This is a genomic window from Marinomonas sp. ef1, assembly GCF_002806845.1.
Classification (GTDB): domain Bacteria; phylum Pseudomonadota; class Gammaproteobacteria; order Pseudomonadales; family Marinomonadaceae; genus Marinomonas; species Marinomonas polaris.
Genome location: NZ_NHTT01000001.1, coordinates 86200 through 108864, shown reverse-complemented (window position 1 = coordinate 108864; position 22665 = coordinate 86200). Strand labels below are relative to the sequence as shown.

Annotated in this window: 26 protein-coding genes and 1 pseudogene; 10 read left to right on the top strand and 17 right to left on the bottom strand. The window is 42.0% G+C overall.

Annotation, left to right across the window (positions count from 1 at the left end; all coding sequences use genetic code 11):
* Positions 1 to 4: 4 nt before the first annotated feature.
* On the bottom strand, positions 5 to 871 hold the full coding sequence (locus CCS02_RS00535) for a delta-class carbonic anhydrase (protein WP_100635272.1): 867 nt from the start codon (positions 869 to 871) through the stop codon (positions 5 to 7).
* A gap of 316 nt (positions 872 to 1187) precedes the next feature.
* Between CCS02_RS00535 and CCS02_RS00530 the strand changes: the two genes are divergently transcribed.
* Together CCS02_RS00530 and CCS02_RS00525 are read left to right on the top strand one after the other, a co-directional pair.
* On the top strand, positions 1188 to 1658 hold the full coding sequence (locus CCS02_RS00530) for an Lrp/AsnC family transcriptional regulator (protein ID WP_100635271.1): 471 nt from the start codon (positions 1188 to 1190) through the stop codon (positions 1656 to 1658).
* A gap of 47 nt (positions 1659 to 1705) precedes the next feature.
* A complete protein-coding gene (locus tag CCS02_RS00525; RefSeq protein ID WP_100635270.1) occupies positions 1706 to 3424 on the top strand; it encodes an aminotransferase class V-fold PLP-dependent enzyme in 1719 nt (572 codons plus the stop codon).
* A gap of 52 nt (positions 3425 to 3476) precedes the next feature.
* Here CCS02_RS00525 and CCS02_RS00520 read toward each other — a convergent pair whose 3' ends face one another.
* The 3 genes and pseudogenes from CCS02_RS00520 to CCS02_RS22210 all read right to left on the bottom strand — a co-directional run.
* Positions 3477 to 3944 carry an MOSC domain-containing protein gene (locus CCS02_RS00520; protein ID WP_100635269.1) on the bottom strand — a complete coding sequence of 156 codons (468 nt, stop codon included), beginning with the start codon at positions 3942 to 3944 and terminating at the stop codon, positions 3477 to 3479.
* A 125-nt stretch (positions 3945 to 4069) separates the two neighbouring features.
* Positions 4070 to 4522: a VOC family protein gene (locus tag CCS02_RS00515; protein ID WP_100635587.1), complete on the bottom strand. Its 453-nt coding sequence runs from the start codon at positions 4520 to 4522 to the stop codon at positions 4070 to 4072.
* Positions 4523 to 4528: 6 nt separating this feature from the next.
* Positions 4529 to 4765: pseudogene (locus CCS02_RS22210) on the bottom strand (DUF6500 family protein); the annotation flags it as partial.
* Positions 4766 to 4875: 110 nt separating this feature from the next.
* Between CCS02_RS22210 and CCS02_RS00510 the strand changes: the two are divergent.
* From CCS02_RS00510 to bluB, 4 genes are all read left to right on the top strand, one after another.
* Complete coding sequence (locus CCS02_RS00510; RefSeq protein WP_100187410.1) at positions 4876 to 5136, top strand: DUF4212 domain-containing protein; 261 nt, start codon at positions 4876 to 4878, stop codon at positions 5134 to 5136.
* Positions 5137 to 5141: 5 nt separating this feature from the next.
* On the top strand, positions 5142 to 6908 hold the full coding sequence (locus CCS02_RS00505; RefSeq protein WP_100635268.1) for a sodium:solute symporter family protein: 1767 nt from the start codon (positions 5142 to 5144) through the stop codon (positions 6906 to 6908).
* 102 nt (positions 6909 to 7010) lie between these two features.
* Entirely contained in the window at positions 7011 to 7538 is a 528-nt protein-coding gene (locus tag CCS02_RS00500; RefSeq protein WP_100187408.1) for a hypothetical protein, read from the top strand.
* Positions 7539 to 7630: 92 nt separating this feature from the next.
* Complete coding sequence (gene bluB / locus CCS02_RS00495; protein ID WP_100635267.1) at positions 7631 to 8287, top strand: 5,6-dimethylbenzimidazole synthase; 657 nt, start codon at positions 7631 to 7633, stop codon at positions 8285 to 8287.
* A gap of 78 nt (positions 8288 to 8365) precedes the next feature.
* Here bluB and CCS02_RS00490 read toward each other — a convergent pair whose 3' ends face one another.
* Positions 8366 to 9601 carry an aminotransferase class V-fold PLP-dependent enzyme gene (locus tag CCS02_RS00490; protein WP_100635266.1) on the bottom strand — a complete coding sequence of 412 codons (1236 nt, stop codon included), beginning with the start codon at positions 9599 to 9601 and terminating at the stop codon, positions 8366 to 8368.
* A 152-nt stretch (positions 9602 to 9753) separates the two neighbouring features.
* Between CCS02_RS00490 and CCS02_RS00485 the strand changes: the two genes are divergently transcribed.
* Entirely contained in the window at positions 9754 to 10227 is a 474-nt protein-coding gene (locus tag CCS02_RS00485; RefSeq protein ID WP_072837773.1) for an Lrp/AsnC family transcriptional regulator, read from the top strand.
* A 193-nt stretch (positions 10228 to 10420) separates the two neighbouring features.
* Positions 10421 to 10624 (top strand): RSP_7527 family protein, encoded by a 204-nt coding sequence (locus tag CCS02_RS00480; protein ID WP_072838057.1) that lies wholly within the window; start codon positions 10421 to 10423, stop codon positions 10622 to 10624.
* Between the two features lie 186 nt (positions 10625 to 10810).
* Here the strand turns inward: CCS02_RS00480 and CCS02_RS00475 are convergent, their stop codons facing one another.
* The 3 genes from CCS02_RS00475 to CCS02_RS00465 form a co-directional block, all read right to left on the bottom strand.
* Positions 10811 to 11329: an Mpo1 family 2-hydroxy fatty acid dioxygenase gene (locus tag CCS02_RS00475; protein ID WP_100635265.1), complete on the bottom strand. Its 519-nt coding sequence runs from the start codon at positions 11327 to 11329 to the stop codon at positions 10811 to 10813.
* 97 nt (positions 11330 to 11426) lie between these two features.
* A complete protein-coding gene (locus CCS02_RS00470; RefSeq protein ID WP_100187402.1) occupies positions 11427 to 11675 on the bottom strand; it encodes a hypothetical protein in 249 nt (82 codons plus the stop codon).
* Positions 11672 to 12478 (bottom strand): PhzF family phenazine biosynthesis protein, encoded by an 807-nt coding sequence (locus tag CCS02_RS00465; RefSeq protein ID WP_100187401.1) that lies wholly within the window; start codon positions 12476 to 12478, stop codon positions 11672 to 11674. The genes CCS02_RS00470 and CCS02_RS00465 overlap by 4 nt, the downstream gene beginning before the upstream one ends.
* Positions 12479 to 12637: 159 nt before the next feature.
* Between CCS02_RS00465 and CCS02_RS00460 the strand changes: the two genes are divergently transcribed.
* Positions 12638 to 13105 carry a GNAT family N-acetyltransferase gene (locus tag CCS02_RS00460; RefSeq protein WP_100635264.1) on the top strand — a complete coding sequence of 156 codons (468 nt, stop codon included), beginning with the start codon at positions 12638 to 12640 and terminating at the stop codon, positions 13103 to 13105.
* Here CCS02_RS00460 and CCS02_RS00455 read toward each other — a convergent pair.
* From CCS02_RS00455 to CCS02_RS00435, 5 genes are all read right to left on the bottom strand, one after another.
* Entirely contained in the window at positions 13074 to 13700 is a 627-nt protein-coding gene (locus tag CCS02_RS00455; RefSeq protein WP_100635263.1) for a uracil-DNA glycosylase family protein, read from the bottom strand. The genes CCS02_RS00460 and CCS02_RS00455 overlap by 32 nt on opposite strands.
* Positions 13701 to 13760: 60 nt before the next feature.
* Positions 13761 to 14549: a hypothetical protein gene (locus CCS02_RS00450; protein WP_100635262.1), complete on the bottom strand. Its 789-nt coding sequence runs from the start codon at positions 14547 to 14549 to the stop codon at positions 13761 to 13763.
* A gap of 211 nt (positions 14550 to 14760) precedes the next feature.
* Positions 14761 to 15243 (bottom strand): FKBP-type peptidyl-prolyl cis-trans isomerase, encoded by a 483-nt coding sequence (locus tag CCS02_RS00445; protein WP_012069141.1) that lies wholly within the window; start codon positions 15241 to 15243, stop codon positions 14761 to 14763.
* 301 nt (positions 15244 to 15544) lie between these two features.
* Positions 15545 to 15967: a GNAT family N-acetyltransferase gene (locus tag CCS02_RS00440; RefSeq protein ID WP_100635261.1), complete on the bottom strand. Its 423-nt coding sequence runs from the start codon at positions 15965 to 15967 to the stop codon at positions 15545 to 15547.
* Between the two features lie 41 nt (positions 15968 to 16008).
* A complete protein-coding gene (locus CCS02_RS00435; RefSeq protein ID WP_100187396.1) occupies positions 16009 to 16371 on the bottom strand; it encodes a DOPA 4,5-dioxygenase family protein in 363 nt (120 codons plus the stop codon).
* 263 nt (positions 16372 to 16634) lie between these two features.
* Between CCS02_RS00435 and CCS02_RS00430 the strand changes: the two genes are divergently transcribed.
* Positions 16635 to 20093: a hybrid sensor histidine kinase/response regulator gene (locus CCS02_RS00430; protein ID WP_100635260.1), complete on the top strand. Its 3459-nt coding sequence runs from the start codon at positions 16635 to 16637 to the stop codon at positions 20091 to 20093.
* Between the two features lie 6 nt (positions 20094 to 20099).
* On the opposite strand, the gene CCS02_RS00425 is transcribed toward CCS02_RS00430, so the two are convergent.
* The 4 genes from CCS02_RS00425 to CCS02_RS00410 form a co-directional block, all read right to left on the bottom strand.
* Positions 20100 to 20729: a TetR/AcrR family transcriptional regulator gene (locus CCS02_RS00425; RefSeq protein WP_100635259.1), complete on the bottom strand. Its 630-nt coding sequence runs from the start codon at positions 20727 to 20729 to the stop codon at positions 20100 to 20102.
* A 133-nt stretch (positions 20730 to 20862) separates the two neighbouring features.
* Positions 20863 to 21231, bottom strand: coding sequence for a DUF2750 domain-containing protein (locus CCS02_RS00420; protein WP_072837763.1), 369 nt, complete (start codon positions 21229 to 21231; stop codon positions 20863 to 20865).
* Positions 21232 to 21256: 25 nt separating this feature from the next.
* A complete protein-coding gene (locus CCS02_RS00415) occupies positions 21257 to 21946 on the bottom strand; it encodes a pseudouridine synthase (protein ID WP_072837762.1) in 690 nt (229 codons plus the stop codon).
* Between the two features lie 30 nt (positions 21947 to 21976).
* Positions 21977 to 22507: a GNAT family N-acetyltransferase gene (locus CCS02_RS00410; RefSeq protein WP_072837761.1), complete on the bottom strand. Its 531-nt coding sequence runs from the start codon at positions 22505 to 22507 to the stop codon at positions 21977 to 21979.
* Between the last annotated feature and the right edge of the window lie 158 nt (positions 22508 to 22665).

The following is a 22665-nucleotide window of genomic DNA, read 5'->3' as shown; positions in this document are numbered from 1 at the left end:
TTGCTTAATTAGCATCGGTAACCTTTGATAGCAAATCTAGATTGGTTATCAGGTTTCTTACACCATGAGCGTGATCTTCTTGGTAGATATTTTGACTATCGCACCAGTCTCCTACTGATTGAATATCAACCTTTGCCACGTTAGGTCGTACATTCCATGTCACTTGATACGGTGACGCTTTTTCATTGTAACTGGGGCCTGTCGTAGAACCTGAATAAGTCACTGGTGTGCCTGTGTTATTAGGAATGTGTGTCGCTTGATAAAGACCATTACGAACATCGTGAGCCGTCAAAGCCTTGAAGTTAAGCGCTTTGTTATCATTCACCGCTACATAAACTTGAGTTTCTACACGAAGTTGAGGGCTTGCTTGTCCCTTGATAATACAGGCTCCTAAGGTTGGACCTGGTTCAACTTTTGCAGTGGAATACACGTAATGTACTTCAATGGTATCGCCAGGAAATAGTTCGCTATGCTTACTTTTACAGACAGCACCACCCTTCAATGGCTCTAACTCTTGCTGACTCAATTGACCAGAATAAACATAACCAGTTTGAAATCCCTGTCCGTCGCCGTTACCGGCATACTTGGTAAACTCACCGCCTTTATGTTCAGCATTTTTATGGAAGTGAATATTGCAGAGGTTCATATTGCTCGAGACTGGTGCTTGTGCAAAGGTTTGAATATTACGGCCAAACTTTATATCGATGTCTCGCGGTGATTGAGGTCCAACGCCTTGCCCCTTTGTACTTTCTTGCAGCGCTTGACGCTGCTTTAATATCACGTCATCCGACACTGCAACTTGATTAGCGGCGAACGCTGCGCTCGAAAGCAAACTTAAACCAACAAAACGAATTGTGTTACGCAATATCATTTATTACTCCTGTAATATTTAACCGTCCAAATTTGTATTAATGTGCTGTTACCTTACTCAAATAAGGTGGTCTTGATTATATGATGACAACCCAAAGTAAGAACGCCGGATAAAAAATATTTATAAAACCCTTTCACTAAAGCACTTAATATCCTCATTTTTAAAAAAATATCTGTCTTTTTGAGCGTTTTTTTTCCATCAAGTGAAAAATTAAATTCCTCTATTAGACAAGGTCAAGGAACCGAGTTGCAGCAAGCGAAAAAAAACATGACAATAGGAAACAAAAATCCAAAAAACAAACAAAAAAGAGAACAAAATGCACTTAGATGAGATAGATTTGCAACTACTTGCCTTAATTCAAAGTGATGATAGTATTTCAACAGAGGCTATGGCTCAGCAAGTTGGCTTATCAAAAACGCCCTGCTGGCGACGAGTTCAAAAACTAGAAAACGCAGGATTTATCAAGCGTCGTGTCGCGCTTTTAGACGCAGACAAACTAGGACTTGGCGTATCGGTTTTTGTACAAGTTAAAACCAATCAGCATGACGCAAATTGGGCCGATGAGTTTGCTCGCGTTGTGGCCGAATTCCCTGAAGTGGTGGAATTTTACCGCATGGCAGGTGAATACGATTACTTACTTCGTGTGTTGGTAAAAGACATTCCAGCCTACGACAAATTTTATAAACGATTAATTAGTGCCACCGCATTAACCGACGTCACCTCAAACTTCGCCATGGAGCAAATCAAATGGACAACTCAGTTGCCCTTGCCCAGCATGAAAGAGTGAGCAATTGACAGGTTCATTGATGCGGCAAGCCAAATGAGGAAAGAAACATGTCCATTGCTGCCGCAGAAAGCACTTTAAATCAAAGCACTTTAAACCAACGTACAAAAAACCACGGCACAAAAGAACTATCTAATGAAGAGGCTTTGTTTGCCCGCATTCGGGACGGTATCATAGGTAAAGACACGCAAATACAGACACCTTTTGGCGCTCGAACCTTAACCTACGCCGACTACACCGCCTCTGGCCGCAGTCTAGACTTTATCGAAGACGCTATTCGTCAAAACGTCTTACCGCTTTATGCTAATACTCATACTGAAGCCAATGCAACCGGCCAACAAACTACCGCCTTTCGTGAACAAGCTCGCCAGCAAATTCGAGAAGCCGTCAACGCATCAGAAGAAGACTTGGTGATATTTTGCGGCAGCGGCGCCACTAGCGCGATTAATACCTTAATTAGTCAATTAGGCTTACGTCAATTGAGTGAATCTGACAAATCAGATGTATGCGTTTTTATTGGACCGTATGAACATCACTCCAACGAATTGCCTTGGCGAGAGCTGGGCATTGAAGTAATCAGAATCCCAGAGTCAAAAGACGGCGGCGTTTGTTTAATCTCCTTAGAAGAGCAATTACAGGCAAAACAAAATAAACGCCTCATCGGTAGTTTCAGCGCTGCATCCAACGTCACAGGCATTTTATGTGATCAAGATGCCATTACCACCTTGTTACATCGCTATAATGCCCTCGCTTTTTGGGATTTTGCCGCGGCCGCGCCTTATGTGGCGCTAGATATGAACCCAAGCAAAGACCAAGCACTTGCCAAAGATGCGATCTTTTTCTCTACCCATAAATTTATCGGCGGCCCGGGTACTTCAGGTATTTTGGTCGTTAAAAAAGTCATCATAACTAACCAAAAACCAAGCCTTATTGGCGGTGGCACGGTGTCTTTTGTGACACCTGAAGATCACACATTTTTACCGATTGGCGAGCGTCGAGAAGAAGGCGGTACACCAGGAATTCTAGAATCCATTCGTGCCGGTTTGGTATTTCAGCTCAAACAAGCTGTTGGTGACAAAACGATCGAAGCCCGTGAACACGAACTCGAACAATTGATCGACAAACATTGGCACAATCATCCAAACATTGAACGCTTAGGTCATGCTGACGCAGCGCGTTTGTCGATTACCGCTTTTCGCATTAAAACCGACTTTGGTTACTTACATCACGGTTTTGTCACCGCTGTACTGAATGATGTGTTTGGCATCCAAGTTCGAGGCGGTTGCTCTTGCGCTGGGCCTTATGGCCATCAGCTTTTAGATATCGACAAAACTGAATCGGAACGTATTCAAGAAGCACTGAGAAAAGGTGAGAAACTGGTAAAACCGGGCTGGGTTCGCTTCAATTTGAATTATTTCTTAGACAATGCAGAAGCGGTGTTTATTTTAGACGCTATCGATTTCGTCGCGAAACACGGCACGACCCTATTGCCTTATTACGCTTATGACCAAGGCACTGATTTATGGCGTTTCCAAGGTGAATCAACCAAAGCTAAGTCGCTTAATGAACTATTGTTGTTGCAAACAAAAGTGCCGCTGCCAAAAGCAGAACCAAAGCCAAGTCAAACGGAAGATAGAAACACTTATCTAACGCGTGCTGAAGAGATTGTAAAAGACTGCCTAGCAGGTAAATACACACCGCAATCACAGCTTTTTAATAAAGAGTTTAACGACATTAAACGCTTTGTTTTGGCTGAGGATCTTGTTTAATTAAACGATCCAGAAAGGTGCTATTACTTACTTTTTACTGCTTAGCCTTTTTCTAATTAGTACCATTCTGGATCAAATTAAACTGCATGCCAGTACGCAAAATACCGGTGCTCAATACGTTAGCTCTTAAACCACCGCGATGAAGCCAAGCTCTCACGACTTGTGGTGATGATATCGAATCATTGGCTAGGGATTTTCCTAGCGAGACACAAGGTTCACACAGTTCGACTCCGTAAAAACGTACATTACCAATAGAGAACTCTTGACCAACTAATTGGTTAAGTCGCACGCCTTGGGTCACTATGTTTCTTCTGGTCGCAGAAAGACCAATACTTTGTCCAAAGTTAGCATTAAAAGCTGCGATTTCTTCACTTTCGACAAAGGTAATATTTGGGCCGTCTGTGCCCTTTTTTCCGTAATATCTGTCGCCTACGATGCCTTTACCCGCATCAACTTTGACGGCATCAATCCCTATCTGGGATTGTTTGGATTTTTTCGACACGTAAATTGCTTGAATCACCCTTTGTCTCCTAAGACAAGTCTGTCACTGGTCGATTATGACATACGCACTTATTAAAAACCTCCACCAAAAGATCAGTTATTAAGAAGGCTATTCTTCTTTAGTAAGACTGATATGGTACAGATTTAATTTAACCACTCCAATCCGTCATAAGGTTTAGCTTTTAAAGACTTAAGACGCGTAGCAAGGGAACCTGAATGCAGTTCTAACTTATGACCATCAGGGTCTTCAATATATAAAGAATCCCCTTCACTGCTATTTACTTGCCATTGCTTCACTGCTTGAAAAGCATTTTTTTGCTGAATACGAGACATGGCTGATGAGTCAAAACTAAAAGCAAAATGCGTGTAATCCCGACTAGGTTTGGCTTCACCCAGTGATAAACAAAGCCAACAATTCCCGTATGACAAATAGGCACCCGTATTCCAACGTACTTCTGCTTTAAAACCGAGCAGGTGACAATAAAATTCGAGAGAGGAATCGAGATTCGTCACACTCAACGTCAGATGATTAAGGCCTTTACCTTGTTCAGCATAAGATGATTGAAATACTGATGAGTCATCAAGCGATGCCACCATGGCGTAAATCTTAGTGGCTTTTTCGAAGTGATTCAGTTGCTGTTCTTCAATCCACCAGCGAGCAACAGCCATCAAGGTGATTGGATCATGGTTTTTATTGGCAAAAAAAGCATAAAACGATACCTGAACGCCGTCGCCTTTTTGTTTTATTTTTTCAGCACAAACCGAAAGAATCTTTTGCTTAATCTTAGTATTCACTTCTCTTACTCTCTTTCGAAAGGCAATATTGCGTAAATCCCACATGAGCATATATTGATTAAAAAGCACTCTATGCGACTAAAGTCTGACTTCTTATTAGACAACTGCCTGCTAAATTAATAAGGCGTATAACAATAATTATAAGGAGATCTACCGTGTCAGATCATAATATTAATGCAGAAAAATACTGGCAAGCAAACCTCAGGCTGATACTAGGCAGTTTAGTGGTTTGGGCATTAGCATCTTACGGTTGTGCCATTCTACTTCGTCCCATGCTCTCAGGCATTATGATTGGAGGCGCTGATTTAGGCTTCTGGTTCGCTCAGCAAGGTTCCATTCTCGTATTCATCATCTTGACCTTCTTCTATGCTTGGAGAATGAACAAGCTTGATGAAGAATTTGGCCTTCAGGAGTAAGTCGCATGGATCAATTTACTATCAATTTACTTTTCGTCGGCGGCTCTTTTGCGCTTTACTTCGGTATCGCATTTTGGGCACGAGCTGGTTCGACAAAAGAATTCTACGTTGCAGGCGGCGGTGTCCATCCAGTACTTAATGGTATGGCAACAGCTGCTGACTGGATGTCTGCTGCGTCTTTCATCTCCATGGCGGGTTTGATCGCAGCAGGCGGTTACGCTAACTCAACTTACCTAATGGGTTGGACTGGTGGTTATGTATTACTGGCTATGTTGCTTGCACCTTACTTACGTAAATTTGGTAAGTTTACCGTGCCAGACTTCATCGGTGATCGCTTCTACAGCAATACAGCTAGATTAGTAGCTGTCGCCTGTTTGATCATTGCTTCAGTTACTTATGTAATCGGTCAAATGACTGGTGCAGGCGTGGCATTCTCTCGCTTCTTGGAAGTAGATAACAACACAGGTCTTATGATCGCTGCGGTTGTTGTATTCTTCTACGCAGTATTGGGCGGCATGAAAGGCATCACTTATACGCAGGTTGCGCAATATGTGGTACTAATCATTGCTTATACCATCCCTGCCGTTTTCATCTCCTTACAGCTAACGGATACGTTTATCCCTGCTATCGGTCTTTTCTCTAATCACACTGAATCTGGCATGCCTTTGCTACAAAAATTAGATGAAGTGGTGAGAGAGCTTGGCTTTAGAGATTACACTGCCGATGTTGATAACAAACTGAATATGGTTCTGTTTACACTATCTTTGATGATAGGTACAGCGGGTCTGCCACACGTTATCATTCGTTTTTTCACTGTTCCTAAAGTAGCCGATGCTCGTTGGTCTGCTGGTTGGGCGTTAGTATTCATTGCTTTGCTATATCTAACAGCACCTGCTGTTGCGTCTATGGCTCGTTTGAATCTATTGACCACTATCTATCCTTCTGGCCCAACGGCGGCACCTATTGAGTACGCTGAGCGTCCTGATTGGGTTCAAACATGGGAAACTACCGGTCTTATCAAGTTCGATGATAAAAACGGCGATGGCCGTGTACAGTTCTACAACGATGTTCCTGCCTTTAAAGACGAAGCAACAGCTCGTGGTTGGGCTGGCAATGAGTTAACGGTTAACGGTGACATTCTTGTATTGGCTAACCCAGAAATTGCAAACTTGCCAGGTTGGGTCGTTGGACTGATTGCTGCGGGTGGTTTAGCGGCTGCACTATCTACTGCTGCTGGTTTACTATTGGCGATTTCGTCTGCGATAAGTCATGACTTAATAAAAGGATCGATAAACCCCAATATTAGTGACAAAGGAGAACTCAGGGTTGCAAGGATATCCATGTTCGTTGCCATTGTTGTGGCAACCTATCTAGGCATGAACCCACCGGGCTTCGCGGCTCAGGTAGTAGCATTAGCATTTGGTATTGCTGCAGCCTCTATCTTCCCTGCTCTAATGATGGGTATCTTCTCTAAACGTGTGAATAGCACTGGAGCAATCGCTGGTATGCTAGCGGGTCTGATTTCTACCTTGGTTTATATCTTCTTATTCCTTGGCTGGTTCTTCGTCCCAGGTACAGCATCGTTCGCCAATACTCCTGATAATTGGTGGTTCGGTGTATCACCATTGTCATTCGGTGCCATTGGTGCGGTGATTAACTTTGTAGTCGCATTCACTGTATCTTCGATGACAGCGCCACCACCAAAAGAAATCCAAGACCTTGTTGAAAGTGTTCGTTACCCTCAAGGTGCAGGCGGTGCAGTTGACCACTAAGGTTTAACAACAAAAAGCACTTCTAACCATTGGGCCTCACTTCTTTGTGAGGCCCAATTTCCCTATAATAAGAATCCACACAAACCAAAAAAGAGAGCGCTTATGTTTTGGGAACTCATTGCTACCGTTTTTGCCGGTATTGGCGGCGCAGGTATTGCTCTGTTGTTAAGAAAGATAACCAAACAAACTGCGCCGAAATGGCTGGTTCCTGTGTTTGCTGGTGCCACCATGCTTGGTTTTCAAATTCAAGGTGAGTACGATTGGTATGATCATCAAACGAGCTTACTGCCAGAAGGCGTTGTCGTTGTAAAAGCTGTTCAAGAAGAAGCCCCTTGGCGTCCTTGGAGCTACGTATTCCCACAAACTCTTCGTTTTATCGCTGCCGACATAGAGAATTCTGCAAAAAATAAAATTGATCCGAACCTTGTTCTAGTCGACTTGTACTTTTTTGAACGTCGCCACATGGCGAAACGTGTTCCACAAATAGTCGATTGCGTACAAGGCGCCAGAACAGATTTCACTCAATCTTTCACAGCTTCCCCAGATTCAAAACAGCCATCAACTTCAACTTGGTACCCACTTGAAAGCGATGATTTATTACTAAAAGCGGTTTGTAGCGATCAAGTTTAGAAAAACTCTCTTTAACCTAAGCTTTCCTCATTAGCATAAATTGATTTCAATCCCCATAATATCGGCTTTCCATAAAACAAAAGTCGATCATTATGAACATCACTCCAGAAGAGCGCGACGCGGTATACAAAACCATATTCTCTCGTCGTGATGTACGACGAGAGTTCAAACCCGACCCTATTCCTAACGATGTTTTAGAACGCGTATTACTGGCTGCTCACCATGCGCCAAGCGTTGGCTTTATGCAGCCTTGGGACTTCATTCTTGTCACCAAAGCAGAATCCAAGACTCAAATTAAACAAGGTTTTTTGCAAGCTCATGCCGAAGCAACCGAACTGTTTGAAGGCAAGCGTAAAGAGCAATATAAGAGTTTCAAACTAGAAGGAATTGAAGAAGCGCCACTGGGTATTTGTGTGACATGCGATCGCAGCCGGACAGGCTCTGTTGTATTAGGGCGAACCACGAAGCCAGAAATGGATCTATTCAGTTCGGTGTGCGCGGTACAAAATCTATGGCTAGCCGCGAGAGCGGAAAATCTCGGTGTTGGCTGGGTCAGTATTGTTCATGACAAGGTCATACGCGATACGCTTAACATTCCTGAATCCATCGATATCATTGCCTATTTGTGCGTGGGCTATGTAGACATATTTCATGACACGCCAGACCTAGAAAGGGCTGGCTGGTTGCCAAGACGAGATGCTAGTTCTGCGGTTCATTATGATTCTTGGCCAGAACAAAAAAACAAATAAGGTAAATTGAAAAATAGAGACAAGGCAGATGTTTTATCTACCTTGTCTCTACAACAAAAATACTATTAAAAAGTACCGTTATGACAGCGCCTTATCTAAAGCCTCGATCAACTGATCCATTTCTTCGTCATTCGTATAATGAACAAATGACAAGCGAACCACGCCCGTACTTGTGTCCACTCCCATCGCTTCTAATAAACGCACCGCATAGAAGTGCCCTGCTCCACAAATAATGCCTTGATCAACTAGTTTCTGCGCCAGCTCCTGAGGCGTTTGCCCTTTAGGGATAATCGACACTGTCGCGGCTTTCTTCGCAGGATCTGCAGTTCCAAGTAAGGTCAATCTGGGATGTTGATCAACAAAATTAAGCAACTTAGCCAACAATACTTGCTCGGCATCATGGAACAAATTTCGCACACGCTGCGCTTTTTCAGCACCAGAATCCGTGGCATCGAAATGATGATCGTGCAAGGCATCAAAGTAATCCAACACTCCACGGCTCGCCGCAACTTGAGCATGATCTGGTCCAGCTGGCACAAACCATTTTTGACGATAAGCTTTATTAAAGTAATGCGCTTGATTGCCCAATTTATCCGCCATGGCATCACGAATGACCATCACACCAAGATGAGTTCCATAAGCTTTATAAAGAGAAAATAGATAAATATCCGCACCCAATGCATCCACATTTGGTAAGCCATGACCAGCAAATGAAACACCATCAACCACAGTCGCAACACCCTTGGCTTTCGCTCGGGTGCAAATCTCTGCTACAGGATTAATTTCAGCGACGATATTCGAACAATGGGTAAAGGCTAAAAGCTTGGTTCGTTCAGTAAAAAGGGTCTCTAAGTCATTAATATCTAACGATCCAGTCTTTGCATCAACTTGCCATTCTTTAATCACGATTCCACGTACTTCTAATGCACGCCAAACACCAATGTTTGCTTCGTGATCTTGATTGGTCACTATGATCTCGTCGCCTGCTTTTAGAATCTTGCCAAAAGCTTGCGCCAGTACATAAGTATTCTGAGAAGTAGAAGGTCCAAGATGAACTTCGCTGGCCTTCACATTCAAATAAGATGCTAAACGCTCGTGAGATAAATCCATCTGAGCACCGGCTTTTTGTGCCGCAGGATGAAGATGATAAGGCTGCAGTTTGGTTTCTCGATAATATTGATCTAAATGATCAATCACCGCCTGACAAGCATAAGAACCACCTGCATTATCAAAAAACGCCTGACCCGCTAAAGAAGGTTCTTTAAAAGCTGGGAAGTGAGAACGTACAAACGCCAAATCTAACCTAGGTGCCATAACCTTATCCCCTTATCGGATGCAATCTAAAGCTTGTCATCAACAACAAACTAATATGATAAAAGTATAGATAATATGCCACACAAGTTGTTTGCTATTTGAAGCGAGAATCACTAACGTAATACAAGATTTTTGTTTAAATTGAGCCTTTTATGAAAGAAATCACCCTAGACCGTACCGACTACAAAATAATCCAAGCATTGGAGAAAGATGGCCGTCTTAGCAATACACAGTTAGCAGAGAGTATTAACCTCTCGCAATCTCAGTGCCTAAGACGCTTACGTCAGTTAGAAGAAATGGACATTATTAGTGGTTATCGGGCGCAGGTGAATTACCAAAAACTCGGCTACAGCGTCATGGCTTGGACATTAGTCACCGTCAGTAAAGATGTGCCCAATGCACGAGATAATGTGATGAATTTTCTGCAACAAAAAAGTGCTGCAATTAGCGTACATGGTGTCACTGGAGACGTAGATTTGATGGTAGAAATTTGTGCTAAAGACATGGCGCAATTCACTGACTTAGTAGTCAAACAACTTTATGCCCATGCAGACGTCGTGAGCACAAAATCCTACATACGTTTAGACACAGCAAAACAAAATGGTAGCCCTTTGGACAGTATATAAATAAGCTGAAAGCCTTTATATATATTGCTTTCACTCACTTACATAATGATTAACTGTCCGATTGATTAGTTTTTTTCAGGTATAGGCGTATTTTTTATCGTTTGTCTTATTTACCCATAGTTTCTACTATATAAGCATCAAAACGGAATAAGTTTTGATGCTTTTTGAAACAACCATAAACGAGGAATACATCATGAAAAACACTAAATCTGTTGCTGAGCTATTAGAAAACGTAAACACTTCTTATCTTACTGATGCTGAAAAATACGAAGCTATCGCTCGTGCAGAACGCGCTGAATATATCATTGCTGGTATCTCTTCTGCTGTTCAAGCCGTTAAAAATGTAGCAATCAAATTGAAATCAGCACTTGTATCTTCTTCTGCTCAACACGCTTAATAGATCAATACGCTGTAACAGTTAAGTTCACTAGAAAGTTATTGGGTAAGCATCTGTTCTCAAAACAGATATTTTGGCTTACTCCAACAGGCTTGTAAGGAAATGGCGCTAGAATAAAAACATTAAGCGCTTCCTGTTCCTACCTTATCTATCTAATCGCTCCAAGCAATTCTACTTCAATCTTAATTATTTTTTATTCACAGCTTTATTTTGTTTTTCGCAAGAACGTTCTATTGTTTGTTGCCAATCCCGTTTTAGCCCTAGTAAAAACAACAGTTCAACAAAGACAAACAAAGGTCCAATAATCAACCCAGTTATATCGTCCAAAAATGCCGGCTTCTTACCTTCAAAGTAATGCCCTACGAATTGAAATATCCAACCTACGACAAACAAACTAATCCCCGTGATTAACCATACGAATGTGCTTTGAACTGCTACAAACTCGGCGAACCCAATTATCAAAGCCAACAATATTGTCATTACAATGCCAATCATTTTGTTTAAGCGGACATAAAAAACACTACTGGCAAGGACAATGATGAGAGCGGGCGTGAACACTATGTCGAGCAAGGTAAAATGTGGACGAGACATTAAAACAGCAATTCCAACAACTATCATCGGAATACCAACAAAATGCGTTGCAACATTACGACGATCTTGGTGGTAAAAAGCGTATTGGGACAAGTGTTCAAGCATGGTTTTCATTTTACAGACCTCTATTTTTATTATTTTATTGATATCAGTAAAACGCATTTCTAATGAATATTGAAGAAAATAATTGATATATCTTTAAAGGAAAAATTCATTTACTTAAAAAGAACCGTGCCTGCAAATCACAAACAACCTCTTCACTTCCGAATAGTGCCCACTCAAACCAATTATTCCATTCAAGCACTATCGTTTCCTTGCCCAACACCAACTCATAGCAGTCATAGTCGATACCTTTATCAAAGGCAAAAGGACTGTATTGTGATTTCAACTTCCAGCCTTCCTGCTTTAGCCTATCGATAAAGATATTACCTTTTTCTGTTTCTATATTTTCGAGAATCATTCGCTAATACACATTTTCCCTTTCAATGTCGTTACCGCTGAACCAATCAGTTTCACTCGATTGTTTGCTAAAAGCTCAACTTCTACAAAACCACCACGAGTCGACGCCTGGTAACCTTTAAGCTTATTTTTGTTAAGTCTTCCCTGCCAATATACCGCTAAGGCACAATGCGCTGAACCTGTCACAGGATCTTCGTTCACACCTACCCAAGGAGCAAAGTAACGAGAAACAAAATCCACTTCATTGGATGGTGACTTTGCTGTAACAATAACACCACGACCCGGTAATGCTTTTAAGCCATCAAAATTGGGGGTTAAATCTAATAACCTATCGTTGCTGTCAATTTCGATAATAAATTTTTCATCAAAGCGACCAAAGAACACAACGTTATTTGGATTAATTCCAAGATGCTCTAAGAGCATTACATGATCATCGACAATAGTGCTAAGAGTCGCTGCCGGAAAGTCCATTTCAATAATTTCATTTTGTACTGTAACCGATAACGCACCTGACAAGGTATCAAACACCAATGTTTCACCGCTCAAAACAAAGCCATTCTCCTTTAAAATATGTGCAACCGCTAAGGTTCCATGGCCACACAAGCTGACTTCTACCTTAGGTGTAAACCATCTTAATCGCATGTTACTTAAAGATAAAAATGCCGTTTCGGAAACAGCCATTTCTTCAGCAATGGAAAACATCAGGCTTTCATCAAGTGCATTTTCTGTTATGCACACGCCCGCGGGGTTACCTTTAAAAGGAACAGAGGTGAATGAATCGACTTGATATATATCTAGTTCCAAAATTGCATCCTTATATTGAACGATGAGGTTATTGAGTATCTAAATGACAATACAAAAAACAGACTGTCAGAGGAAGCCATTTCTTTCATATTCATGATGTGACTTCCTAGGCATAATATTGACCAGTAAAATTGAACAGATTCGAATAGGAAAAAAGAAATGATCACATGGCACTGTCAGGCATTTAGCGAGCTATCCAATTACACCTTATATGACCTACTGAAGCTTCGAAGTGATGTGTTCGTGGTAGAACAAAACTGCATTTTTCCTGATATGGATAATTTGGATACACTGCCTAATACGAGACACTTGTTTGCCTTACAAGATAACAAAGTGGTCGCTTATGTAAGGCTTTTGGCAAAAGGTGATTGTTATCCAGATCATAGCAGCATAGGTCGAGTGGTAGTCGCAGAAGAAAGCCGTAAAGATAAATTAGGTCACGTGCTAATGACGAATGCGATTAAAGAAACCCTCAACCTTTGGCCAGACAGTCCGATTAAAATTGGCGCACAATCTCACCTTGAACGCTTTTATCAATCCCACGGTTTTATTACAGTATCCGAACCCTACATGGAAGATGGCATAGAGCATTATGTTATGACGAGGGAAACTGAAGTAAGCCTTTAATCCGTGATCTCAGCTCAGGCAAAACGTCAGCCTCAAACCAAGGATTTTGCTTGAGCCAGCGATTGTTTCTTGGACTGGGGTGAGGCAATACTAATTTGCCTTGCTCTAGCCAATAACGCCATTGCTTTACTTGCTCAGTCACATTACCAGACTGACCTAAATGGTAGGCTTGCGCATAAGCGCCTAAGACAATTGTTAACTCAATATTAGTCAGCTGATTAAGCACAGCTTCTCGCCATTTGATCGAGCATTCAGGGCGTGGCGGTAAATCACCTGACTTCTTTCCTGCTGACGGTCCGCTTTTATGAATACTATTCCCAGGAAAACAAAACCCCATTGGGACGATAGCGACTTGCTGCTCATCGTAAAATTCATCAACAGATAACCCGAGCCATTCACGTAAGCGTTCGCCACTTAGGTCATCAAATGGCCGACCAATATCATGCGTCTTTTGCCCTGGCGCTTGACCAGCGATTAATAGTTTTGCATTAGGGTGTATTTGCAGAATCGGCTTGGGGGGATAAGGCAGAACATCAGCGCAATGCTGACAGGAAAGAACCGCGTCTTTTAGTACAAAAAATGCATCATGAGACATAAAAATTACCGTATAGAAAAGCACTGCTCGTGCGCAGTGCTTTTCTGATTTGAAAGGCGATTACATGTTGTTTAAGTAAGCCTCGATAAACTGACCTTGATTTGGTGCTTTAGGTGCGGTTTTAAAATTCAATACTTGATCATTAAGCCGTAACTTAAGCTCATCGGTAAAGTCACAGCTAATCGCTTTAAAATCTTTCGCTGTTTCTTTGAAGGCTGGTTTTGCCGCACATTGATCAGCCACTTTTGATGATACTTGTGCGCAATAAGCGGCAATGGCATAAGTACCCAAATCACTGTCAGAGATTTTATTCCAATCTACTTTGGTTGGTATCTCTGTACCACACTGCTTAGCGACATTGTCATCGGCTTCCTGTATTTTGTTTTTTTGATACGCTAAATGTTTTTCACGATTAAACATCGCTAATTTTTCTTGCACACCTTGCTTTAATTGCTGGTCATAAAGTGCAGAAATGGCTTGAACGGTATCCGCTTTCGCTTCATCTTTTTTGCCAAGGTAAATACCATCTTTGGTGTCTGGCAAATATAAGGCATAAGAGCAACAGCCGTAGTTATTAGCGATATAAATCAACGATCTTTTTGAGCCATCAAAGGTGTATTTGAGCCTTTGATCATCGCCCTGTTTGTTAATTTCGGTAAGAAAAACCACGCCATCAATTTCGTGATTCACGCCAGTTACTTTCACCAAAGCCTGTTTATTGTCAGTGGTCGGCGCAATGACGACGTTTACACCTTCGCCAGAAGTTAATTCCGTTGGATATTTAGCCAAGTCTAACGCGAAAACGGAATGGCTTAAAAAAAGCAAAAACACAGATAACGTCTTTTTCATCTCAAGTCCCTTTTAGATTGCGGTGCATTATTAAAAAAGTAGCAAAATCGCCACAATGTAGATTTGGGCGATATTTAAACACTTATCTTTCTGCCTTTCTAGGAATTTGGCAAAGTAGAGACTTCGCAAAGTTAACTATCAAATTATTAAATGCAAAAAAAAACGGCTTCTAAAACATAAGTCAGAAGCCGCTTAATTAATTATTTAGTGCTTAGTGGTGATGGCCACCAGCGCCGTGAACATGTCCATGCTCTAGTTCTTCAGCCAACGCCTCACGAACTTCAATGATTTCAACATCAAAGTTCAATGTTTTACCCGCCAAAGGATGGTTACCATCTAGCATCACGCCATCGTCTTCTACTGCGATAACGGTTACTGGCTGTTGGCCACCTGGAGTTTGTGCCATGAATTGCATGCCAACTTGGATTTCGTCAACACCTTGGAAATTTTCAGTCGGTACTTTTTGAATCAATTCTTCATGAACAGCACCGTAGCCGTCTTCAGGAGCAACAGAAACAGCAAGCTTGTCGCCAGCAGCTTTGCCTTGAAGCGCTTTGTCTAGACCATCAATGATGTTTTGAGCGCCACTTAGAAACACTAAAGGCTCTTGACCAACAGAAGAATCTAGTTCTTGGCCTTGTTCGTCAGTCAACGTGTAGTGCATGCTAACAACGGTGTTTTCTGTGATTTGCATTGTATTCTCCTAATGAACCAATAATAAATAATGAGGGAACGAGCGCTTGATACAAGCAAATCTTACATTTCAACAATAAGCGTTACACCGCCACAACACGAACCCAAACAATAGTTTGTGGCATTATGATAACGTCCCATAAGCTCAATAACTACCGTATAACCCTAGAAGTTTGGTACGTTCGACGATTTTTAAAGGGATATTTGACAAATATTTTGAAAAAAATGCAAAAATAATCCGAGCTGATCAAATTTAAAGCGAAATTTGATCAGCGAGTTAATCCAAAAATTGCAGGCCAATCCTAAAGTTGAAAGACAGATTGAATTTTTGTAGCCGTAAAACCTAACGAGGTATAAAACTTTTTCGCGCCATCGCGTGTGTCATTGGTACGAACTCGTAATACTATCTTCTCATCTAAAGCCCATTCTTTTGCTTTTTCGACCAAAGCTCGCCCCGCGCCTTTTAATCTTGCTTGATCCGCAACGGACAAACCTAGGATTTCTATAAAGTCCGCAGAAGCCGCTCGAAAGGCATGCTGAGCATGTAGCCAACCAATCAGTTGCCCATTGAATTCAGCGACCCAGACTTTATCATTGCTAGATAAAAGCAATCGCTCAAGACGCTTTATAGCAAGATTTTCTGAAACCGTATTTTGGTAACCTAATGCCGAAGCGACATCGGCAATGGCATTGGCGTCTTGTAAATTAGCTAATCGGATTTCCATTACTTCTTAGTACTCCATTTATTCATCAGTTTGCACAAAACTCATACACTCGGCGGCATGAACTGAGAAGTATCAAGCACATAAGACTTACCTAACCAACTAACCCCTTGAGTATGATCAACATAGTCATTACCTGTTAGTGGGTGGACGAAAACATCTAATGATTGGCGATTTAACATCAACCATGGAATGATCTTACCAAAGGTTTCTGCAGCGAATGAAAGCTGACAGCTCCAAACAGGATGCGGCCCTACTGGCTTTTGATGGAAACGCCCAACACGAATTTCGAACAGCTCACTAGCTTGCTCAGCTACTATTTTGGCCAGTTCAACACCCGCTTCGTCACAGTAATAAAGATGCGCATGAAACGCTTTGATATCGTCATTTAAAGGAAGTTGGATCATCGTACCGCCTAACGTTAATAAGTAGTCAACTGAAGAAAAACAAGTTTAGCATTAGTTTCCACTCACCAAGAATCTCTTACTAAATAAACAGTATTTCTTGATGTGAAATAATCTCTCACTAAAACAACCTTCCTTATGAATTACGCGACCTAAGTCGTAGAGGATTGTTGTATCGGCTGTGTTACATTTATATAAAAATAAGACCCAAAAGTCTTAAGACAAACAATAATGACGTATCAGCCTAAGTTCAGGTGATTTATTCAATGACTGTTTTCTGGATTCTGTTAGCCATTCTGTATGTTCTCGGTCTATTCTGGATCGCCATTTGGGGCGACAAAGAAAGTCCAACAGCAAAAAAACTGACTCGTCATCCGTTGGTCTACAGCTTATCACTGGCTATATACTGTACAGCATGGACGTTTTACGGTTCGATTGGTGAGGCTTCACGGTCGGGCTGGAGTTATTTACCCATTCTTCTTGGCCCAATTTTACTGTATTTATTTGCCTTTCCTGTACTCAGAAAGATGATTACGGTCAGCCGTAAACAAAACATCACTTCTATTGCTGACTTTATCTCTTCTCGATATGGCAAACGCCCAATGACCGCACCTTTGGTCATACTGATTAGTATGCTCGCGGTAATTCCTTACATTGCCTTACAGCTAAAAGCCATCGGCTCAAACTTTGCACTTTTTGTCAATCAGGATGAGTCTTCAACCAGTTTTGTTGTCTTAGTGGCGACTATTTTAATTGGTATTTTCGCCATGCTATTTGGCACTCGAAAAGTCGAAGTTACTGAATATCGTTCAGGTATGATGCTAGCGATTGGTGCTGAATCCTTATTTAAACTTATCTCTATTGTTGCAGTGGGTATTGTTGCGGTTCTTATGACTCAAGAGTTTGATATAAACAAACTCAGCAAAAATGTCGATTTCACGGTATGGAACCCTGAGCAGTTTTTGTCCTTCACATTTCTAATGCAAACCTTCATGTCGGCGGCGGCGGTGATTTGCTTGCCTCGCCAGTTCCATGTCACCGTAGTTGACCATCAAAATAATCGTCAATCCAACATGGCGCGTTGGTTATTCCCTTTATATTTACTGATTTTTGCAGTCCTCATTCCACCAATAGCCATTGCAGGTCAGAATCTTTTCTCTGCTGATATAAACCCTGATACTTATGTCATTCAGTTCGCCTTAACGTCTGATAACCTTCCTTTGCAAATGTTAATTTTCCTAGGTGGAATGTCGGCTACTACTGCGATGATTATCATCGCTACTTTTGCCCTAAGCATCATGATCAGTAACGACGTAATCTTACCTCTGATGTTGGCTAGAGCCAGCGCGCAGCAACAAGCCTTGCCTCTATATCGTCGTCGGATATTGCTAATTCGCCGCTTAGCCATGATGGGGATATTGCTGTTATCGTTTTTATATTATCAAAAAATGGCCAATGCTGAGTCATTAGCAAACACAGGCATATTGGCTTTCTCTCTCGTGTTACAGCTTATGCCTGCCGTACTAGGTGGTCTTTATTGGAAACGCGCCCATGCCCATGGCGTTTATACAGGCTTAACCTTCGGTTTCTTGTGTTGGGTATTGCTCATGATGCTGCCTCTAACAGGTAATATGGATTGGGACTTAGAAAATGCCCAGTCGCGCTCAGAACTTATTAGCTACGGCGCTTTTATCAGCTTACTAGCGAATATTTTTGGCTATGTGGTTGGCTCTTTATTATCCACCGAGCGCTTGATAGACCGTATCCAAGCCACCGCTTTTGTTAGCCCAACCACAGAGCTGGAAAAAGGCTTCTTCAAACCCAAGAGCAAGGCTACTAATGGCGATTTTTTTGTTTTGCTGGAAACTTTTTTGGGCAAACAAAAGAGCCAGCAAGTTCTGTCGAACTTTGAACAAGATTACAGCCAAACTATCCCACCAAATGCTTCTCCAAATCGTTTATTTGTTGACTACTGCGAACGCATTTTAGGTGGTGTGTTAGGCGGTTCTTCGGCTCGCACCATCATTAATTCCATCTTGATTGATAAACAAATCAAGGTAGAAGAAATGGTGACTTACTTGGATGAAACTACCCAAGCCATTCAGTTTAGCCAAAACTTACTCTTCGTTTCCATGGATAATTTAGACCAAGGCATTAGTGTGGTCGATAAAGACCTACGTATTGTCGCTTGGAACAAAACCTACCTGTCTCTTTATCCTTATCCTGAAGGTATGTTGACTGTTGGGTTGCCAGTGGAAGAGCTAATCCGCTTTAATGCTGAACGCGGCGAGTGTGGCGTAGGTGACATAGAAGAACTGGTTAACAAGCGTTTAGAGCATCTTAAAAAAGGTAGCACGCACCGATTCTTACGTCGTCGAGCCAGTGGTCGAGTCATCGAAATGGTGGGTAATCCTCTGCCTGACGGAGGCTTTGTAACCAGCTTTACCGATGTCACTGAACACATTGAAAGCCAGCAAGCCTTAAAAGAAGCCAACATAGACTTAGAAAAGCGTGTCGAAGCTCGTACGGTAGAAGTGCAAGGCGTTAACCACGAACTCATGCAAGAGATAGAACGACGTAATCAGGCTGAAAAAGCTCTGATCAGCGCCAAAGCAGAAGCCGAGCAAGCCAATGCGTCAAAGACAGAGTTCCTCGCCTTAGCCAGCCATGACATTTTACAGCCATTAAACGCCGCCAAGCTCTATATGGGGATTTTGCAATCCACAGAGTTGCCAGACAACACCAACCAAGTCATTGAAAAATTATCCGATTCATTAGAATCAACCGAAGCACTTATCTCAACCCTACTTGAGATCGCCCGCCTAGACCAAGGTGCCATTCAACCCAAGTTAGTGGATTGTAATCTGCAAGATATTCTCGCTCCTATTGTTGCTGAATTTGGAGTTATCGCAGACAGTAAAAACATCCGTTTAACTACACATTTAAGGCCTTTTAGAGTTCATACAGATCCTATTTACTTACGCCGAATCATTCAAAATTTTGTCTCTAACGCGGTGAAGTACACGCAAAAAGGACGCGTATTAATAAGTGTAAGACCACGTGCTGGCGTCGTGTATTTACAAGTATGGGACACGGGTGTTGGCATACCAGCCACCGAGCAAAAGAAAATATTTGATGACTTCTATCGCTGGGAAAATACCCAAGAGCCCGGCATGGGATTAGGACTAGGGTTAGTTCGTCGGATGCAGAAACAACTAGGATTAGGTACCGAAATACATTCTATACCTGGCAAAGGTAGCTGCTTTAGCATCGGTATTCCTTTGGCTCAAAGTGATCACATTATTGATTTTTCAACCTCTCAAGCCACAATTACACAACAAGAAAAACTGGCTCATTGCTATGTTTGGTGTATTGATGACGAAAAAAATAACCTCATCGCCATGAATACGCTGTTAACTCATTGGCAATGTGATTGTCGCACCTTTAACCGCTTTAATGATGCCTTAGATGCAGAAGGAGAAGCAGAGTTACTATTAGTGGATTATCATCTTGATGATAATAAAGATGGCTTGTCTTTGATTAAAGCACTTCGAGCCCGTGCTGGAAAAAGCATTCCAGCAGTGTTGATCACCGCCTTACGCGATCCTGAATTAGTTGAGCAATGTAAGCAACAGAACATTACCTACATGGCAAAACCAGCAAAGCCCGCAAAATTACGGGCTTTGGTTCAACATATCCATCAATTGAGAGAAGACGCGAAATAACAGATATTAATTCGTGTTAGGCAGACTTAAACCACAACCTGCGAGAATAATACCGCTCACAGTATCACCGATACGCTGTAAATCTTCATCTCCCAAGGATTCAATTCCGCTTAAGGCTAGCACTTGCGCCTCAAAATCTGCGTAATGCTGAGTGGTTGCCCAAATCATGTAGATGACACTAGCAGGGTCGCATTGACGCATTTTTCCTGCATCCATCCAAGATTGAAGCAAGGCTACGCGAGATTTAAACCATGGCTGTAACTCTTCTTTTAGGTAGTCGCCAATATGCAGTGCTCCACCAATCACTTCCATAGCGAACAAACGAGAAGCAACCCCTTTGTCAAAGCTTTGCTTAAGTTTAACGCGGATAAAACTGTCCAATACAACGGCTGGATCATCGTTGATAGTCGCCTTATCAAACAAATCATTCCAACCCATCAAGGTCTGATCAAGTACTTGCTTGTACAAGTTAGCTTTAGATTGAAAGTAATAAATAATATTTGGCTTGGGTAAACCTGCGCGTTCAGCTATATGCTGAAGGCTGGCACCGTTATAGCCTTTTAAGCCGAATTCAATTTCAGCGGCTTCTAATATTTTAACAAAGACTTCTTCACGGTGGTTTTGACGTTTGCTCATGGGGGAGTTAAGTCCTTATTTGTATTGTCCCGTTACTATAAAAATATCTATAACACTTTAATAAAAACTAAACCGCTCCTCATGACGAAAAACCAATAAGAAAGCGGCTAATTATAAATACTTATTTCCAAGATCAAGCCAACAGCGCAGCCAACTCTTCCGCTGTCGATAGCTTACCCTCGTCTTCAATATTCGGAAAAACGGCTACAGTAATCTTGTCTGCCACAAGGCTTGGTAGCCATTCAGTTTTGAACGTCTCAAGGGAAACAGACACAGGCTCACAGTCATCCCAATCTTCAATAGCCCACTGGCTGGCAAATTCTGCATCTGGCCAAACCATCACACAATCGCCATCGTCAGTTTCAACCATGACGAAACCTTCTTCGTTACTCAAACTCCAGACTAGCTCTGTGGCTTTTACTTGCTCAACAAAATACGCTAAGCGTTCGCTGTCAGGCGCAACTAAAAGTTGAACGCGTTCTTCCATCGATAATTCTTTCATTTTTCAATCTCTCTTAAAGCTTTGTTTAAAAGTAAAGCACTTCATCTTCTGTTAACGCACGGAACTCGCCAGCCGGTATGTCGGCATCCAGTGACAACGGACCAATTTGATCGCGATGAAGCTCTTCAACTTTATTGCCTACTGCTGCCAACATGCGTTTTACTTGATGATATTTACCTTCTTGAATCGTCAGGTAAATATCACAATCGCTAATACGCTCAGCTACCGCAGGTAATGTTGGTTGTGACTCTCCGTTCAACATCACACCTGCTTCTAATTGTTTCAAATCTTCATCACTAATTGGATCAGCCAACATCATACGATATCGTTTGTTACAAGCATTACGTGGTGAGGTAATTCGATGCAGCCATTGACCGTCTGTGGTTAGCAGCAATAAGCCAGTAGTGTCTTTGTCTAGACGACCAACAATTTTTAACTCTTGCCCTAGATGAGAAGGCAAAAGATCCAGCACCGTTGGGTGGTCTGGATCTTGAGTAGCACACACATAACCCGCAGGTTTATGCAGTAAATAGTATCCCTCAGATGGCCATGCCAAAAGGGTATCATCAAGGCAAATCTGATCCCCCTCTTGTACGGTGTAATTGGCTTTTTTAACCACTTCACCATTTACAGTTACACGGCCTTTTGATGCTGCAATTTTTGCAGCTTTACGTGCCAACTCGGTCACGTGGGATAAATAAAAATCAAGTCTCAAGGGTATCGCCTATGGCTTTGTTAATTAAATTTAAGAGAATACTTCGTGGGTGGTTTCAATTTCTTTGTAGAAAAACGTCGCGTTATGCAACATGCCGTTCGCACTACGAGAGTAACCAGGCACTTCACCAAACGGAATATAGCCCATATTGACATACATGTCGTGAGCGATGTCATCGCTTCTAACTTCAAGCATTAGTAGCTGTCGTTGCATCGATGCCGCAACGCGCTCAACACCTTGCATCAGCATACCGCCCAAGCCATGTTCTCTCGCTTGAGTATGAACCATTAGCTTTTCCACATCACAACGATGTAATGCATTGGCTTTTGGTGACATGGCAATTTGCACACTGCCAACTACTTTATCGTCTTCACGGATCAATAAAACTTGGCGGGAGTTGGCTTGCAAATCATCGTTAATAGACAACCAATAAGCTTTCGCTTCGGATTCACTCATTGGCGGTAAAAAACCAATTGGCGCACCTGAATCGACGGCATCGCATAACAATTCGACAAGATCATCTAGGTAGGGGTTAAGGTTGTCTACTTTGAGTAATTCCAAACTCTTTTCCTCTGTCTTTTTGATTGGCGTAATAATACCTGAGCGAGGCTCAGTTAGGAAACGCCAGCATGAGTTAAGCAACCAGAAGACACAAAAATGATAAAAATACAGAACTTTAACTATTAGTTTCGACTGTGATAGTCCCTTAAGAACAACCG

Coding starts and splice junctions, on each gene's coding strand:
- CCS02_RS00535 (WP_100635272.1), bottom strand. CDS start 871: ATGATATTGCGTAACACAATTCGTTTTGTTGGTTTAAGTTTGCTTTCG.
- CCS02_RS00530 (WP_100635271.1), top strand. CDS start 1,188: ATGCACTTAGATGAGATAGATTTGCAACTACTTGCCTTAATTCAAAGT.
- CCS02_RS00525 (WP_100635270.1), top strand. CDS start 1,706: ATGTCCATTGCTGCCGCAGAAAGCACTTTAAATCAAAGCACTTTAAAC.
- CCS02_RS00515 (WP_100635587.1), bottom strand. CDS start 4,522: ATGGTGGCATCGCTTGATGACTCATCAGTATTTCAATCATCTTATGCT.
- CCS02_RS00505 (WP_100635268.1), top strand. CDS start 5,142: ATGGATCAATTTACTATCAATTTACTTTTCGTCGGCGGCTCTTTTGCG.
- CCS02_RS00500 (WP_100187408.1), top strand. CDS start 7,011: ATGTTTTGGGAACTCATTGCTACCGTTTTTGCCGGTATTGGCGGCGCA.
- bluB (WP_100635267.1), top strand. CDS start 7,631: ATGAACATCACTCCAGAAGAGCGCGACGCGGTATACAAAACCATATTC.
- CCS02_RS00490 (WP_100635266.1), bottom strand. CDS start 9,601: ATGGCACCTAGGTTAGATTTGGCGTTTGTACGTTCTCACTTCCCAGCT.
- CCS02_RS00485 (WP_072837773.1), top strand. CDS start 9,754: ATGAAAGAAATCACCCTAGACCGTACCGACTACAAAATAATCCAAGCA.
- CCS02_RS00480 (WP_072838057.1), top strand. CDS start 10,421: ATGAAAAACACTAAATCTGTTGCTGAGCTATTAGAAAACGTAAACACT.
- CCS02_RS00475 (WP_100635265.1), bottom strand. CDS start 11,329: ATGAAAACCATGCTTGAACACTTGTCCCAATACGCTTTTTACCACCAA.
- CCS02_RS00470 (WP_100187402.1), bottom strand. CDS start 11,675: ATGATTCTCGAAAATATAGAAACAGAAAAAGGTAATATCTTTATCGAT.
- CCS02_RS00460 (WP_100635264.1), top strand. CDS start 12,638: ATGATCACATGGCACTGTCAGGCATTTAGCGAGCTATCCAATTACACC.
- CCS02_RS00455 (WP_100635263.1), bottom strand. CDS start 13,700: ATGTCTCATGATGCATTTTTTGTACTAAAAGACGCGGTTCTTTCCTGT.
- CCS02_RS00450 (WP_100635262.1), bottom strand. CDS start 14,549: ATGAAAAAGACGTTATCTGTGTTTTTGCTTTTTTTAAGCCATTCCGTT.
- CCS02_RS00445 (WP_012069141.1), bottom strand. CDS start 15,243: ATGCAAATCACAGAAAACACCGTTGTTAGCATGCACTACACGTTGACT.
- CCS02_RS00440 (WP_100635261.1), bottom strand. CDS start 15,967: ATGGAAATCCGATTAGCTAATTTACAAGACGCCAATGCCATTGCCGAT.
- CCS02_RS00435 (WP_100187396.1), bottom strand. CDS start 16,371: ATGATCCAACTTCCTTTAAATGACGATATCAAAGCGTTTCATGCGCAT.
- CCS02_RS00430 (WP_100635260.1), top strand. CDS start 16,635: ATGACTGTTTTCTGGATTCTGTTAGCCATTCTGTATGTTCTCGGTCTA.
- CCS02_RS00425 (WP_100635259.1), bottom strand. CDS start 20,729: ATGAGCAAACGTCAAAACCACCGTGAAGAAGTCTTTGTTAAAATATTA.
- CCS02_RS00420 (WP_072837763.1), bottom strand. CDS start 21,231: ATGAAAGAATTATCGATGGAAGAACGCGTTCAACTTTTAGTTGCGCCT.